Origin of the sequence: uncultured Shimia sp., from assembly GCF_947498095.1 — a bacterium.
Lineage (GTDB): Bacteria > Pseudomonadota > Alphaproteobacteria > Rhodobacterales > Rhodobacteraceae > Shimia.
Genome location: NZ_CANMJE010000002.1, coordinates 215,244 through 229,676, shown reverse-complemented (window position 1 = coordinate 229,676; position 14,433 = coordinate 215,244). Strand labels below are relative to the sequence as shown.

Here is a 14,433-nt window from a genome sequence, read left to right as displayed (position 1 = left end):
CCCTGAGACATCACACCCACCTGCGAACCTTTTGGCAGTAACGTGCAAAATCCGCGCGAAACTTGATGCGCAGACGGTTTTCCTCGGGGATCACGAAACGGCGTTCGATGATCCAGAGAAAGACCGGCACAAGAACCAAGGCCAGAACCGCATCCCAATAGATCGACATCCCCAAAAGGATCAGAAGATCGCCAAGGTAGATCGGATTGCGCGTCCGCGAGAAGATCCCGCTTTGCACCAGCCGATTTGCCTCAAGATGGGGAACGATGGTGGTTTTCTGACGTCGCATTTCGCTTGCGGCCAGCGCGATCAGGATCACGCCGCCCCCGGTCAAAAGACCACCCACGAAATCTGCCCAGCGGCCACCCAGACTTAGGCCCAAAGTCAGGACCTGAGACTGGCACCAAGCCAACGCCAAAAACAAGGCAAGCCACACCGGTGGGATATCCAGCCAGCGCAACATGTTATACTTCACTTATTAAGTAACAACCCGCGATCGGTCCGACTTCAGACAAGAGGCAATGGTTAGTCTGCCCAGTAAGCATGCGGGATACGATCAGCATGGACCTGCTATGGTCAAGTCTTGTCACAAAGGCAAGCGGACACTGCGCCGCACAGCGGCCGGCAAAGCGTAGTTCGGAAATACGTAGGAGATTTGGCAAGCTGCATCTAAGGTCGTAGCAGCACGAAAAGACGGAGGTTTTCATGCGTGTTGGCGTTCTCGGTGCTCTACTTACGACCTTTCTGGCCGGTCAGGCGATGGCACAAAGCTATTCGAAACAAGAGAGCCTCTATATCCACTGTTTGACCGAGGCCGGAAATTTGCATGGTGGGATCAACTATCTTTCCCAGATCGGCGAGGATGTCGGTCCCGATGACGTCCGAAATGTGCGGGCCGTGTACTACGCATGGTTCATAATGGCTTACGACGTATTTCTCCAGGAACAGGGTGCGGGCACAGACGCGCTAGAAAGCGCTCTTGATGCCGGGGCGGCCCGCTTTAAGCAAGAGGTTGACCACACCAACCTCGAAGACCGCGTTGCCGAGGCCGAAGAGGCGGTGCGGATATGCATGGCTCAGATTGGTGAGGCCCGCACCTATGAAATGGTTGAGAAGTATTTGGCGGAACAGGACTGATCGCCCTTTTGTAGGCTATTCCCACTCCATTTCTTCAAAGACACGACCGGCGTTTTTGGTGGCCAGCTCTTCAAAGGTATCCAGATTGCGCCAACGCTCCTGGTCGACGTAATAGGCACCGGCCAGATCGCCGCCGTCGTCAATATGCACGCCAATCTTTTCACGCAAGTCTGACAGGTAGTCATAGGTATAGCGGCGCACCTGCGCGAGGTTGGTCGGGTGGCCGTGGCCCGGAATGACATAAGTGGGCGCCAATGGCTCCATCTTGGTTTCCCAGGTTTCCAGCCAGCAGCTGGTGCAGATCCCCTCAAAGATCGGCAGCATGCGTTCGTGAAAGGCAATGTCGCCCGCAATCAACAGACCCCACTGTGGCAGCCACACCTGTGTGTCACCGGGGTCATGGGCTGGCCCCATGTGCATGACATGAATCTCCACGCCCCCCAACGTCAGCTTGTGTTCGTCCTCGAAACTCAGGTTCGGCGTGACCGTGCGCGTGCCCTCGGCCTTGTCCCGGTTGTAGCGCTCCATGCCTTGCAGGATAAAGTCCGCTTCCGAGGTAAAGGCCTCGATTGCATCCACATGGGCCAGAATATCGACACCCTGATCCATCCAGTACGAGTTGCCCAGCATCGCATGCCCCTGCCCGTTCTCGTTGATCACCAAGACGACGGGCTGATCGGTCACGGCCTTGATCTCTTCATGCAGGGCCGCCGCCAGCCGCGCCGAAGCACCACCGTTCACGACAACCACGCCCTCATCTGTCACGATGAACGACAGGTTGTTGTTGTGGCCCGAGTTTTCATAGGTCGGCGGTGCCGTGGCACCGATTGCTGAAAACACATGCGGGATAACCTCGACCGGTTTTGAATAGAGCTCTGACTGTGGATACTGATCTGCGATGTCCTCGCTCGCGGCCACCATGCCTGCGCTCATGGCGATGGCCACAACATACCCTGTCACTCGAAACATGCCGAATCCTCCCGTACGATGCTTGCCTTAGCAATAATCAACAAATTCGCAAATGTGAATAAGTATTAAGTGACGGCACGGCGCACTTTCCAACATACCCGCGGGTATGTAGCCTGACCAAAATGCGAAAAACAGGGATTGAAACATGCATCTACAAGGAAAACACGCGTTGGTGACTGGTGGCGGAACCGGCATCGGGCTCGCGATTGCACGCGATCTGGCTAAGGCAGGAGCACAGGTGACAATAACCGGTCGCCGGGCGGATGTTCTGCATGACGTCGCAGGCAACGGCCTTCATGCACTGCAAATGGATGTCAGTGACGAGGCCTCGGTGGTTGAGGGCACGGCTGCCGCCGTTGAAGCCCGCGGACCGGTCCAGATTTGTGTTGCCAATGCCGGCATCGCTGAGGGTCGTGCTTTGCACAAGATGACGCTGGACGACTGGCGTTTCATGATGGGCATCAACGTCGATGGGGCCTTTTTAACCATCCGTGAAAGCCTCAAATCCATGGTCACCACGGATTGGGGCCGGGTGATCGGGGTTTCTTCGATCGCGGGTCTGCGTGGGCTCAAAGGCGCGCCCTGTTATGGCGCCTCGAAACATGCGCTGAATGGCCTGATCAAGTCGCTGTCCAACGACTACATCAATACGCCCTTCACATTTAACTCGCTCTGCCCGGCCTATGTCGACACCGACATCGTCACCGACAACACCCAGAAAATCATGAAGCGTACCGGCCTGTCCGAGGAAGAAGCGCGCCAATTGATGGTCGGGGTGAACCCCCACGGCCGTCTGATCACGCCGGAAGAGGTGTCCGAGGCCGCGATGTTTATCTGTGGTCCCAATTCCGACAGTTATCGCGGACAGACGTTGCAGGTCTCAGGCGGAGAATTGTAACCTGTCCGCATGACCCGCGACGAGTTCAACGCCTTTTGCGCGACATTGCCCGCAACATCCCACGTTGTTCAGTGGGGCAACTCGGACGTGTGGAAGGTCGCCGACAAGGTCTTTGCCATCTGTGGATGGAACGATGGCAAAGACGCCTTTACCTTCAAAGTGACGCCACTGGTCTTTGAGGTGTTGGGGGATCACCCCGGCATCCGCCCGGCGCCCTACCTCGCGTCGCGCGGGATGAAATGGTTGCAGCATTACGACACGCCCGGCCTGTCTGACCCTGATCTAAAGAACCATCTTCGCCTGTCATACGACCTCGTGGCCGAAGGCTTGTCAAAAAAGAAGCGGCGCGCGTTGGGTATACCGATCCCAGACGACACAGCCTGAGACCCCAACATCACAAATATTGATATTTGAAATCACAAGATTTGCTGGTGCGCCGAAAAATTTGATCCGTTAAGCATCGCTGACAGGAGGACCGCCATGACCGATTTTGCCGCCACCAAAGCCATGTTTCATCTCCCCGAGGGGATGATCTATCTTGATGGGAACTCATTGGGGCCCCTGCCCCTCAGCGCACCTGCCGATATGGAGCGTGTCCTGCGCGACGAATGGGGTGAGATGCTGATCACCGGCTGGAACAAGGCCGATTGGATGCAGAAATCCACCAGTATTGGCGACCGTATCGCCCGGCTGATCGGGGCCGAGACGGGCCATGTCATCATGGGCGACACGCTGTCGGTCAAAGTGTATCAGGCGCTGGCTTCGGCGGTTGAATTGAATCCGGACCGTCGCGTGATACTGTCAGACAGCGGCAACTTCCCCAGCGATCTTTATATGGCCGAAGGGCTGATCCAGTCCTTGGACAAGGGTCATGAGTTGCGCGTGGTGGCGCCCGAAGAAGTGGCCGACAATATCACCGATGAGGTCGCCGTCATGATGCTGACCGAGGTGGATTACCGCTCGGGCCGCCTGCACGATATGAAAGCGCTGACCCAAAAAGCCCATGACCACGGTGTCATCACGGTCTGGGACCTGGCGCACACCGCAGGTGCCACAGATGTCCAACTTGCCGCCTGCAAAGCCGATTTCGCCGTGGGATGCACTTACAAGTATCTGAATGGTGGTCCCGGCGCGCCGGCCTTTATCTATGTGAGCCCGAAATACGTCGATATCGCGCGGCCGGCGATGTCGGGCTGGTTGGGCCACGACGCGCCCTTTGCATTTGAACAGAATTATCGACCGCACACCGGCATCGAGCGCATGCGCGTCGGGACGCCGCCTGTGCTGGCACTGGCTGCCTTGTCTTCGGCGCTGGATGTCTGGGACATGACCAACATGGCCGACATCCGCGCAAAATCGAAGGTTTTGACCGATTTGTTCATTGCCGAAGTCGAAGCGCGTTGCCCGGAGTTGACCCTGGCCAGCCCCCGCGATGCAAACACCCGCGGCAGTCAGGTCGCATTTGCCTTTGAAGATGGCTATGCGGCCATGCAAGCCATGATCGCACGCGGCGTCATCGGAGACTTCCGCGCGCCCAACATCATGCGCTTTGGCTTTACCCCGCTTTACATCGACGAAGCGGACGTGATCCGGGCGGCGAAAATCCTTGAGGATGTGATGTCGAACCGACTTTGGGATCGTGATGAGTACAAGATCAAATCCACGGTGACCTGAGTCGGAAGGCCTTAGGCAGACTTCAGGTGTGAGATGGTCTGGCGTCCGTTGGCCCATGCGCGCACAGCATCTCCAAATGCCTCAAACAACGGCCGCGAGACCGGATCGTTGGCGGCGTCCCACTCGGGATGCCACTGCACGGACAGGGTAAATCCCGGGGCGTCCTTGATATAGGTTGCCTCAGGCGTGCCATCCGGAGCATGCCCATCCACGACAATACGCGCACCGGGACGTTTGATCCCCTGCCCGTGCAATGTGTTGGTCATCACCTTTTGCGCGCCCATCACGCGGTGAAAAACCCCACCTTCGCTGAACTCGACCGCGTGGCGCAGCGCGAATTTCTCTTCCAGGGTGCCATCAGGGGGCATGCGGTGATTGTCCCGCCCCGGAAGGTCGCGAATTTCAGGATAGAGCGAGCCGCCCATGGCGACGTTCACCTCTTGGAACCCCCGACATATGCCAAAGAACGGCTGACCACTTTCAACGCAGGCTCGCACCAGAGGCAGAACAATCGCGTCGCGCGCCCGGTCAAACTCACCATGCGCCTCTGTGGCGGCCTCGCCGTAGTGTTCGGGATGCACATTCGGGCGTCCGCCCGTCAGCAGGAACCCGTCACAGTGGGTCAGCAACTCATCGACCGAGACAAACCGCGGATCGGCAGGCACCAAGAGCGGCATGCACTTGGACACTCCTGCAACCGCTTCAGAGTTCATCGTCCCGCCCGCATGGGCCGGATACTGGTCATTGATCAAATATTGATTGCCGATAATACCAACGACGGGTCGCGCCATGTGTCCCTCATTTGCCTGTTCAAGGGTCAACATAGGCCGCCGCGCAGACAATGGCAAAGGGGTTGCGCAGCGTCAGGCCGCGCCAATCAGATTTGCCGCCGCAATTCCGGCCAACGCCGCTGCTGCATCGTTTTCAGAGGTATCCCCGGTGACACCCACGGCGCCAATCACGGTGCCTTTTTTGTCTTTAACCAGAACCCCACCGGGTACAGGCACCACTTGCCCGCCGTAGACGCCATTCAGGGCCACCCCGAAATGCGGGCGTTCTATTGCGATCTCGCCAATCTTCGAGCTTGGCACGCCGAGCATCACCGCGCCAAAGGCCTTGCCATGGGCAATCTGGAACCGCCCGGGTGCCGCGCCATCCTCGCGTTCGAACGCCAGCAAGTGGCCGCCTGCATCCAGCACCACGACCGATAGTGGATTCAGCTCCATCTCATGCCCTTTTTCAAAGGCTTTACGAATGATGGTGCGTGCTTTTCTGAGTGTGATAGCGGACATAAGGCTTTTCCTATCTAAGTTTGCCGCATTCTGCGCATCCAGTCGACAAACGACAATTCTTGTTTTTTAAGAAAGTGTAACCGCGGATGAAAAAAGGATCTTAAGAACGATGTCGTACGACCTGATGACCGGTTTGAGCCCAAAAAACCGGATGCTGCAAGGTCTACGAATAGCTGTTAGAAGGCGTTCTCCAGATTCTCCCAGCTGTTTCTGGATAGTACTCCGTTTTTGCGAAGCATTCTTCAAAAGCACGTTTTTAACCATCCGCAAAATGCGGATGATAGGTGTTGCACAGGTGGAGTTGTATTTCGTTGTACGACGTAATGTGATTGACCATTTATTACTGGATCACCGACAATTCTGATTGGGCGACCTGCCTTAATGGCTTGTTGCGCAAACCGTTCAAGCATTATGGCACAGCCGTTTTCTGCGGCGACCAGTTCACAAGCGGCAACAGAAGTATCAACGACAAGTTGCGGGGAAATGATGTCTGTTGGCAGGCCGTTGGCAGAGAGGTAGCGCGACCAATGGTCGTCAAACCCCAAGATATGGATCGTATCGCACTTCATCAAATCAGCGGGCGAGAGGATTTTTGTCGATGTCTGTTTGCCGCAAACGGGCACAATCCGCTCGTCAGAGAGCTTTGTCATGCGTTGGTCAGATTGGTTTTGCGAGGCCAACAAGATGTCGACATCAACGGGATGTTTCTCCAAATCGTTTTGCCACAGCGACGTTACAAGTTTGATCCCGACGCCAGGATACTCATCCTGAAAGGCCCCGAGTTTCGGGGATAGCCAAACAATCATTGCTGCAGAGGCACGCACTACGATGGTCGTTTCCAACTCTGGTCCGAAAAGCCCACTTGTTGAAAACTCAATGTGTGCAAGGGCATCGCGGACCGAAATCAGGTAAGCCTGACCGATCTCCGTGAGTTGCAGACTTCTGGCGCGTCGAATGAACAAGTTTTGACCCAACTTTGTCTCTAGTGCCTTAATGTGTTGGCTGACGGCCGTTTGAGTCAGGCCCAGTTCATGGCTTGCCGCCGTGAAACTAAGATGTCGCGCGGCGGCATCGAAGGTTCGCAACCAATTCAAGTTGAGGTTCTGCTTCATTCATCTGACATAAGTTTTTTATGCTCATGAAGGCAAATAGTTTCGTTTTTCTTCCTAATTTTGTCCGTTCTACAAAAGCAATTGTCCCATCTGGGCGGCCACCGGACTCACAGGAGAGCAAAATGTCAAAGATCGATCTTGGAACCGAAACTGACATGGCCCTGAACCTTGTTGATCTGGAGCGTTATCCAATTGCGGATCTGGATAGCGGTGAAGGCGCGGCGTTTCTGAAAGAGTGCCAAGACCAAATGGAGGCCCATGGCTGGTGCAATTTGGATGGTTTCATTCACGCTGGTTCACTTGCTGCCCTTGAGGATGAAGCAAGCGGCCTTTTGCCGGATGCAGAGGTTCTGACAATCAAGCGAAACATCTATCAGGGGGCGATTGACCCCTCTCTGCCACCAGATGACCCTAGACGTCGTGAGTATACGCATGTCGCGACCCAACTGGCCGACGATCAATTGCCCGCAGACACGCTGATCCAGCAACTATATAAGTCAGAGCTTCTCACTGAATTTGTCCGACGCGTGCAAAAAAAGCCAGTGCTGTACCGCTGCGCTGACGAGTTTCAGGCTTTGAACGTTGTCGCGCTCTACCCCGGTAGCTGGCACGCTTGGCATTACGACACGACCGAATGCACCGTAACACTGCTATTGAAAGCCGCTGAAAGTGGTGGTGACTTTGCTTTCCTGCCCAATTCCCGCACCGACGAGACCGAAGATCGCGAAGCTGTGGACCGTCTATTGGCAGGGGATATGTCACATGTGCAAAAGTTTGATCGCGGGGCCGGCACGTTCACTCTGTTTCGCGGCGGATATTCCTTACATGGTGTCACCGAAGTGTTTGGCGACCACCCCAGAATTACGGCGATTTTGACCTATGATGAACAAGAAGGACGTGTCATCAGCGACGACATTAACGTGCGTATCTATGGCCAGCGCGTCGAAAAAATACTCGCAGATCGCCAAGCTGCACTTACGCAGGCGAAAGAAGGATAAAGCTCGATGAAAACTGCTCTCCTCGTTATTGATGTGCAAATGGCGCTGGCGAATGATGACGCCGCGGGTGCCGCGCGATCTTGCCCAGAAGCGTCGGATAACATCGCGCGATTGTTGTCTCAGTTTCGCGAGTCTGGCGAAAAGATCATTCATGTCCACCACCATGGCAGTGAATTGGATGATCCGTTTCATCCAGATGCGCCCGGTGCTGCTGTCCAACCGTTTGCGGCCCCAAAAGGCGAAGAGCAGGTGATTATTAAACACGTCTCTAGCGCGTTTGGCGGCACTACACTTCAGTCAGATTTGCGGGGCGCGGGCATCGAACGCGTGATCATCTGTGGTGCAACCGCTAATCACTGCGCGGAATCGGCTGCACGTTCAGCCAGTAGCCTTGGTTTTGAAATGATCTATGCCTCTGATGCTGTTTGGGCGTACGACGCAACCGGTCCAGATGGGGTTGCCCACACGGCAGAGCAAATCCACTCTGTGACCCTTGCAAACCTTCATGGCGAATTTGGTTCGGTTCAATCAACCGATGAAATCCTCGCCGCTGCAAAATAACTTACTATCGGTCGCCACTTGCCGGATCACGGAGACGAACACATGCGCATTGGTTTTATCGGGCTGGGTACGATGGGTGGGGCCGCGGCCCTGAACTTGATTAGGGGCGGTCATCAGTTGGCAGTTTGTGATCTGGACCCTGACCGCGCAACTGCATCTCGAGCTTGGGCCGACCAGATGAAGAACACTTGGTGGCCGACATGATCGAGCTAGCCAGGCAATATGATCGATGCGGCTATCGCCGGGTTGCGGTCTTGCTGAGGGAGGCCGGTTGGTCAGTCAGTGATGGCCGCATCGAACGGCTCTGGAAGCGAGAGGGGCTGAAGGTTCCGCACAAGCAGCCGAAGAAAGGGCGCCTCTGGCTGAACGACGGGTCATGTGTTCGACTTCGGCCAGAGCATCGCAATCACGTGTGGTCTTATGACTTCGTTCATTGCCGCCCAGATGACGGAAAGGCCTTTCGTACACTGAACATCATTGATGAGTTCAGTCGGAAGTGCCTAACGATCAGGGTCAAGCGGAAGCTGAACTCCATCGATGTCATCGATGCTCTGACCGAATTGTTCATCCTGCGAGGCACACCGTCCTACATCCGTTCAGACAACGGCCCTGAATTTGTTGCACTGGCGGTTCGGGACTGGATTGCCGCTGTCGGCGCCGGGAAGGCATACATCGAACCGGGATCACCATGGGAGAATGGATATGACGAAAGCTTCAACGATCGAATGAGGGATGAGCTGTTGAACGGAGACATCTTCTAATCGCTCAGGGAGGCTCAAAACATCATCGAAGAAAGAAGGAAACACTACAACACCAAGAGACCAAACAGTGCATTGGGCTACAGCCCTCCGGCTCCGGAAACCATCATAACAATAGAACCAGGGCCGATCATGCACTAACAATCAACTTGGACCCGTCAGATAGAGCTGCTCAAGAGAGTTTAGCGGTGCCATCATCTTCATTTGCGCCCTCCAACAAGATGTCCGCGGCTTGCGAGAAGTTTGCGATCGAGGTTGCTCTTGCTTCGTGCTCCCTGATCTGTTCGGCCAACCAACCCGAGTTAGCGAGTTGTTTTTCAAGACCACTCAGAACAACGCGTTCAATCTCATCGGCGAGCATGGTCACACGGCCATTCGTCAAAATACAGCCCTGCCGGTGGCCGATCTCGTCCAGCCGGGCAATCTCGCCTTCTGCAAAAGCTGCAATATGTCCGCCTATTTCAGCGGTGAGTTGGGCGTCCCATTCAGGAAGTTCGGCGCCACCGGCAACATGGGTCAGCGAGAACTTGATGTCCTGGAGCGGGGAGTTGAAAAGTTTCATCGGCAGTCCACTTTGTAACAGGCAATTTCGGCGGCCGAGGCACGGCGGATGCCAGCGCATGTGAACAGGGTGTGGTTGACCCTGACATAGAGGTCATCGCAGGATTCCAGCCGGGCTGCCTTGGGCATATAACAGCTGGTCGGGTCGACATCTTCGCCCGCAGCCAACCGCTTCACGACCTCGGCAGGCCCGTGGCGAGTGCCGACATTGACCACATCGATTACCGCCCCATCATCGCTTTGCAGTGCATAACGCGTGTCCAGATGGGCAGCGCCTTCGGAAAATTCTTCTGCCAGTCAGCGCCGACATTCAGCACTTTGCCGGTGATGTCTAGCCCCATCGCCTCGCCATCGACAATCGGAATGATACGACGGTGACTCGCCCGCTCGAGCCCAAGATCCAGCGGGGTGGAAAGCTCGACCCGAAGGGTAAAGGAATGGCTAAGAGAGAGGACCGGGATCTGCACCTATTTCAACCCCAACAAACGGGCGGCGTTGTTCTTGGTGATGTCTTCGCTCAGCTCGTCTTTGATGTCGATCTGCTCAAACGCCGCCAGCCAGCGTTCCGGACTGATCATCGGCCAGTCAGAGCCAAACAACACCTTCTTCTTCAGAATCGAAATGTAGTAGCGCTCCAGGATCGACGGGAAGTATTTCGGCGACCAGCCAATGATGTTGAATTAGACATTGGTCTTGTGCTGCGCCACCGACAGCGCCTCTTCCTGCTGGGGAAAGCCAGGTGGGCGAGAATGTCAGGGAAACTCAAAAGCTTGTTTGGAAGGGTGGTGATGGTCGCGTCAATCAGCGGCAAGCGCCGCTCCTCGTCTGAGGTGGTGCGCTTGTTTTGGGTTTTTGCTGATTTTGTTTTAAGCATGGGCGTGTTTGCGCGAAGCTCCAATTCATGGAGACCCTTCTTTCCTTGTTTCAGGACCTGTTCAATAGGACGAGTGAGTCGTCACTCCAAGTGAGCTAAACCGGACGCGCCTCTTGTTCAGATGAGGCAACAAGGGACTGGTTCTGGTCCGAGAAGGCGACGGCCGCGTCCTGAACTTCGATCCGAACGTAATCTTGGCTGCGTTCTCCGTGGTAGGCAGAGTTTTCCAGCCAGGCTTCGACGACGGGCCCCGATTCAGGTTTGGTTTCTGAGATTTGCAGCCCTCCTAGCTGGGTCGCGATTTCGCCTTGATTCCCTTTGGCAGCGTGCCACTCGCTCTTGGGAATAGACACTTTGCCCAGCCCCTGTGCCTCGACAACTGGAGTGTCGCCGTTAGCAGCATCCACAAGGCCGGCTTGCGGGTGGTGTCATCTTTTCCTGCAGAACGCAGATCATCCTGCCATCTACAGACGGTCCAAACCAGTCGGCTGTTGTGGGCGGGTTAGGCGTGGCCATAAAAGGCCCTAGGTACTTAGCGGGCAACATCCTTGTCTGAAGTCTTTACGGTCAGCTTGTAGCTGGCATCTGGCCTTCCCGTAGACTGCTCGAAAGATGGTATGGCACTCCGGAATGAATTCTCAAGTTTTTGCAAATAGTGGAGTGGCCTTCATTCTCGTAAAGACAGAGAGACTCGATCGCACTAATCTCTAAGCACCTTAAGTTATTGTACTATTATTCTTTGCGGAACGACGAAGCCGAGGTAGAGAAGATTACCTCGAACCAAATTTCGGCCAAATCAAAAACTAAACGCGATGTTGAACCAAAGCGTGTCGCTTTCAAATCTGTTTTTTGCACCAAATTCAGTAAAGTACTTAAGTTTCAAAGTCGCATCATTTCCAAAAATTGTAGGGCCAGAATAGCTGATAACAGGCCCGACACCAAAGACTTGAGCTCTCAAACTATCCACGCCAAGAAATGCGCGGGTGGCATCGGCTCCGGACCCGGAATCATCACCAATCTGGGTGTAGGCATAGCCAGCAAGACCAAAGGCCCAACCAGACTTGGTGTGTTGAACAACGGCCGCCTCGAGGTTCAAAGCAGGTGCATTTTGATAATCTGTTGCGGAATTTCGCGTACTGAACAAAAGGCTGGCTGCCCCAGAAAACTCCAATCCCCGGGACGGATCAAAGTAGGTCGCGGCCAGAACGGGTTGCAGCGACCAGATGTTTTTACCTGTGTTCAAGGCGTTGATTGTCCGGCCTGGCACGTCGATTGAGGCGGTGTTGTAGCTGCCTGTTGGCGCGAACAATGACAAAGCCGCGCTGTAATGTAAGTTGCCGCGGTGCCAACCGACCAATGAGGTCAATGTGATGTCCCCGATCCCAGACGTCGTGTCTTCTATCGGGATGCCTACAATTGGCGGGGTTTCCCCAATGAATGACAGGCTTGCGTCCAGCACAAAGGGCACATTTATGTTGAACGCCGGCGTGCCTCCCCACAATTCCGTTTCCAAGACTTGCGTTACGCTGAGCTTTGCGAATGAGACCTTCAGGTCGGTTTCCGCTTTAATCGGTAGGCCGCCAAGGGAGAGGCCCTGAATGACACCTTCTGTATGAACCAAATCAATCCCGACATAGGTTCCAGGCTTCGGAACAATGCCCGCAAACCCTTCTCTGGACCCCAACAGATAGGCACCTGCACCGCCTTCAACCGCATGAGAGGTCGTTGCCGTTGTACACGCGATCATCAGTGCGCAACAAAACCTGAGCGGTTTACTCATTGTCAAAAACTCCCTACCGCCAATTGGCAATCATGATTTTGGAGAAACCCAAATGGGCGATCCCCAAGCGCGTTCCTGAATGATGGGTGCAACCTCGTTCAAAAGAGGCAGGTTGTTGCGAACCGCGTCATATGTCGTCCAGCGTGGCGTTGGAATCTCGATCGCTCGCGCGTAATAGAATGCACCATTCGACGGGTCATAGTCTGGATCAGACCAAATGCCGTACAACGTCGATGCGCCGATGTCGTTGGTGTAAAGCGCAGTTTTCAGATCGACGGTATTTCCAACCGGAGGCAGCTTGCCGTCTTCGCCGGGTGTGCGGTCGTCCGCCCATGTCACATCGATGATTTTTTCATGAATGTCGCCATTGGCATCAACCCAGCCCTTGATGATCTGGATACGGTCCAGATTGGCCCCCATCGGATCTTTTTCGGCATAAACTGTAAACGTTGGCGCCGCGTCGGATTGTGGGAGAACACCTCCCATCGGCGTTCCCTTGACGTAGCCTTCTTCGGCCATCGCACCAGGATCACCAGCACTCAGGCCTACGCCTCCAAACATCCGCACCTTTATGCGAGGGCCAGAGGTCGCAAAGGTTTCGCGACGCTTCATGGCATCCCAGATAGAGGCACGCGTGTTTTCTTCGGCCCAGACGCCTGCCAGTGACCCAATCGACAGGTCCACACCGTCAATCCAGCCTCCGACTCCGCCTTTGCGGCGCACTTCAGCCGTTCCATCTTCGGGGCCATGCCCGCCAGTGAAATCATCCTCTGCGACGTCGCTGGTCAAACCGTTGTGGTTGTCCGTGCCGCCAATAAACCCATACATATAGGGGTTCACGCCCAGTTTCTGTTCTTCGGCAAGGCCAATCTTCAACCCTTCGCGAACGAAGTCCCGTTTGTGAAAGTATCGGTTCGAGTTTTTCTGGATTGAGTTGGCATTCTCGAACCCGGCAAATTCATCAGCTTGCCAAAAGGCTTCGTGGACCTCGGAATTGCCCTTGATCTGCATCATTTCGATCAAAGGCTCCCACATTTGGCGCCGTTCCGCCCAGCTTGTTGTCAATTCATTTCCAAAGCTGTCCGTATCCGGGAACATCAACTGTTTTGACGCATTCGAGTTGTGCGGGATGGCCAGCACTGTCGATCCCGCATCAGCCGTTTTTTGCAGCCAATCCCAAAGGTCTTCGACTTTGTTGCTGTCATAACTGGAATAGGGAAGTTCAGGTGCAACGTCGTCGCGAAAAATCACGTTGCGATGCATGTTTCCGCCCCCAGGGGCGGCGGACCATTCAAAGGCCACAAAAGCTGTAAACTTGCCCGGTTCGTTATGTTCTTCGGCAGCATCCTTGATGATCTGCCAACCGGATTTCGTGGTTTCCGGCCCCATATAAAAGGGAGGATGCGATGGGTTATCGCTTCGATTGTTAGAAATGACGTACTTGTAGAACCACTGTTGCTTGTCCTCGAGCGTCTCAAGCGCGCGCAATTGCTTGAGGTCGTCTTGCATGTGACCGGGCGCATTAGGGAAAATAGTCGAGTACATCTCGCCCAGATACTCGACGTGGTCGCTTACCGCCGCAAAATCCAATGGACGGCTCAGCTGTTTGTGTCGGCCATCGATGATCACCGCAGCACCTTTGGCAAATCGCAAACTGTCCGAAGGCATCAGACGCGCACCACCGATGAAGGCATCCAGCGACAAAGCCGTGTGCATGTGAGTTTCCCCAAAGTAGGCATTACGCGTAACGCTTTCTTCGGCCAAGGAGGTTGTCGCCCAACCCAAGATTGTCGTCGCAATCAGCAAGCTTTTCATGATT

Annotated in this window: 19 protein-coding genes and 2 pseudogenes; 8 read left to right on the top strand and 13 right to left on the bottom strand. The window is 55.0% G+C overall.

Going from position 1 to position 14,433, the window contains the following annotated elements; all coding sequences use genetic code 11:
* Positions 1-10: 10 nt before the first annotated feature.
* Positions 11-463, bottom strand: coding sequence for an isoprenylcysteine carboxylmethyltransferase family protein (locus tag Q0932_RS04320; protein WP_299350000.1), 453 nt, complete (start codon positions 461-463; stop codon positions 11-13).
* A gap of 242 nt (positions 464-705) precedes the next feature.
* On the opposite strand from Q0932_RS04320, the gene Q0932_RS04315 reads away from it, so the two are divergent.
* Complete coding sequence (locus tag Q0932_RS04315) at positions 706-1,137, top strand: hypothetical protein (protein WP_299349998.1); 432 nt, start codon at positions 706-708, stop codon at positions 1,135-1,137.
* A 15-nt stretch (positions 1,138-1,152) separates the two neighbouring features.
* Here the strand turns inward: Q0932_RS04315 and Q0932_RS04310 are convergent, their stop codons facing one another.
* Positions 1,153-2,106 carry an MBL fold metallo-hydrolase gene (locus Q0932_RS04310; protein ID WP_299349997.1) on the bottom strand — a complete coding sequence of 318 codons (954 nt, stop codon included), beginning with the start codon at positions 2,104-2,106 and terminating at the stop codon, positions 1,153-1,155.
* A gap of 145 nt (positions 2,107-2,251) precedes the next feature.
* Between Q0932_RS04310 and Q0932_RS04305 the strand changes: the two genes are divergently transcribed.
* The 3 genes from Q0932_RS04305 (at position 2,252) to kynU (ending at position 4,678) form a co-directional block, all read left to right on the top strand.
* On the top strand, positions 2,252-3,004 hold the full coding sequence (locus Q0932_RS04305) for an SDR family oxidoreductase (protein WP_299349994.1): 753 nt from the start codon (positions 2,252-2,254) through the stop codon (positions 3,002-3,004).
* 9 nt (positions 3,005-3,013) lie between these two features.
* On the top strand, positions 3,014-3,388 hold the full coding sequence (locus tag Q0932_RS04300) for an MmcQ/YjbR family DNA-binding protein (RefSeq protein WP_299349993.1): 375 nt from the start codon (positions 3,014-3,016) through the stop codon (positions 3,386-3,388).
* Positions 3,389-3,484: 96 nt separating this feature from the next.
* A complete protein-coding gene (kynU, locus tag Q0932_RS04295) occupies positions 3,485-4,678 on the top strand; it encodes a kynureninase (RefSeq protein ID WP_299349992.1) in 1,194 nt (397 codons plus the stop codon).
* Between the two features lie 11 nt (positions 4,679-4,689).
* On the opposite strand, the gene Q0932_RS04290 is transcribed toward kynU, so the two are convergent.
* From Q0932_RS04290 to Q0932_RS20535, 4 genes and pseudogenes are all read right to left on the bottom strand, one after another.
* A complete protein-coding gene (locus Q0932_RS04290) occupies positions 4,690-5,469 on the bottom strand; it encodes a gamma-glutamyl-gamma-aminobutyrate hydrolase family protein (RefSeq protein WP_299349991.1) in 780 nt (259 codons plus the stop codon).
* 72 nt (positions 5,470-5,541) lie between these two features.
* Positions 5,542-5,970: a heme-binding protein gene (locus tag Q0932_RS04285; protein ID WP_299349990.1), complete on the bottom strand. Its 429-nt coding sequence runs from the start codon at positions 5,968-5,970 to the stop codon at positions 5,542-5,544.
* Between the two features lie 242 nt (positions 5,971-6,212).
* Positions 6,213-6,812: a LysR substrate-binding domain-containing protein gene (locus Q0932_RS04280; protein WP_299349988.1), complete on the bottom strand. Its 600-nt coding sequence runs from the start codon at positions 6,810-6,812 to the stop codon at positions 6,213-6,215.
* An 84-nt stretch (positions 6,813-6,896) separates the two neighbouring features.
* A pseudogene (locus Q0932_RS20535) lies at positions 6,897-7,082 on the bottom strand (LysR family transcriptional regulator); the annotation flags it as partial.
* Between the two features lie 122 nt (positions 7,083-7,204).
* On the opposite strand from Q0932_RS20535, the gene Q0932_RS04275 reads away from it, so the two are divergent.
* From Q0932_RS04275 to Q0932_RS04260, 4 genes and pseudogenes are all read left to right on the top strand, one after another.
* Complete coding sequence (locus Q0932_RS04275; RefSeq protein ID WP_299349986.1) at positions 7,205-8,080, top strand: hypothetical protein; 876 nt, start codon at positions 7,205-7,207, stop codon at positions 8,078-8,080.
* A gap of 6 nt (positions 8,081-8,086) precedes the next feature.
* The gene (locus Q0932_RS04270) at positions 8,087-8,641 is read left to right on the top strand and encodes an isochorismatase family protein (RefSeq protein ID WP_299349984.1); all 555 of its coding nucleotides are present in this window, start codon (positions 8,087-8,089) and stop codon (positions 8,639-8,641) included.
* A gap of 42 nt (positions 8,642-8,683) precedes the next feature.
* Positions 8,684-8,845 carry an NAD(P)-binding domain-containing protein gene (locus Q0932_RS04265; RefSeq protein WP_299349983.1) on the top strand — a complete coding sequence of 54 codons (162 nt, stop codon included), beginning with the start codon at positions 8,684-8,686 and terminating at the stop codon, positions 8,843-8,845.
* Positions 8,812-9,540, top strand: a pseudogene (locus Q0932_RS04260) (IS3 family transposase); the annotation flags it as partial. The gene Q0932_RS04265 and the pseudogene Q0932_RS04260, both read left to right, overlap by 34 nt.
* A gap of 31 nt (positions 9,541-9,571) precedes the next feature.
* Here Q0932_RS04260 and Q0932_RS04255 read toward each other — a convergent pair.
* The 7 genes from Q0932_RS04255 to Q0932_RS04225 all read right to left on the bottom strand — a co-directional run bounded on the left by Q0932_RS04255 (position 9,572) and on the right by Q0932_RS04225 (position 14,429).
* Positions 9,572-9,961: a hypothetical protein gene (locus Q0932_RS04255; protein WP_299349982.1), complete on the bottom strand. Its 390-nt coding sequence runs from the start codon at positions 9,959-9,961 to the stop codon at positions 9,572-9,574.
* The gene (locus Q0932_RS04250; protein ID WP_299350627.1) at positions 9,958-10,182 is read right to left on the bottom strand and encodes a DUF3237 family protein; all 225 of its coding nucleotides are present in this window, start codon (positions 10,180-10,182) and stop codon (positions 9,958-9,960) included. Before Q0932_RS04250 ends, Q0932_RS04255 begins: the two co-directional genes overlap by 4 nt.
* Positions 10,182-10,427: a DUF3237 family protein gene (locus tag Q0932_RS04245; RefSeq protein WP_299349980.1), complete on the bottom strand. Its 246-nt coding sequence runs from the start codon at positions 10,425-10,427 to the stop codon at positions 10,182-10,184. Before Q0932_RS04245 ends, Q0932_RS04250 begins: the two co-directional genes overlap by 1 nt.
* Positions 10,428-10,631 carry an amidohydrolase family protein gene (locus Q0932_RS04240; RefSeq protein WP_366141392.1) on the bottom strand — a complete coding sequence of 68 codons (204 nt, stop codon included), beginning with the start codon at positions 10,629-10,631 and terminating at the stop codon, positions 10,428-10,430.
* Between the two features lie 298 nt (positions 10,632-10,929).
* Entirely contained in the window at positions 10,930-11,241 is a 312-nt protein-coding gene (locus tag Q0932_RS04235; protein ID WP_299349978.1) for a hypothetical protein, read from the bottom strand.
* Positions 11,242-11,630: 389 nt separating this feature from the next.
* Complete coding sequence (locus tag Q0932_RS04230) at positions 11,631-12,614, bottom strand: transporter (RefSeq protein ID WP_299349976.1); 984 nt, start codon at positions 12,612-12,614, stop codon at positions 11,631-11,633.
* Between the two features lie 30 nt (positions 12,615-12,644).
* A complete protein-coding gene (locus Q0932_RS04225; RefSeq protein WP_299349975.1) occupies positions 12,645-14,429 on the bottom strand; it encodes a DUF3604 domain-containing protein in 1,785 nt (594 codons plus the stop codon).
* Positions 14,430-14,433 lie beyond the last annotated feature (4 nt).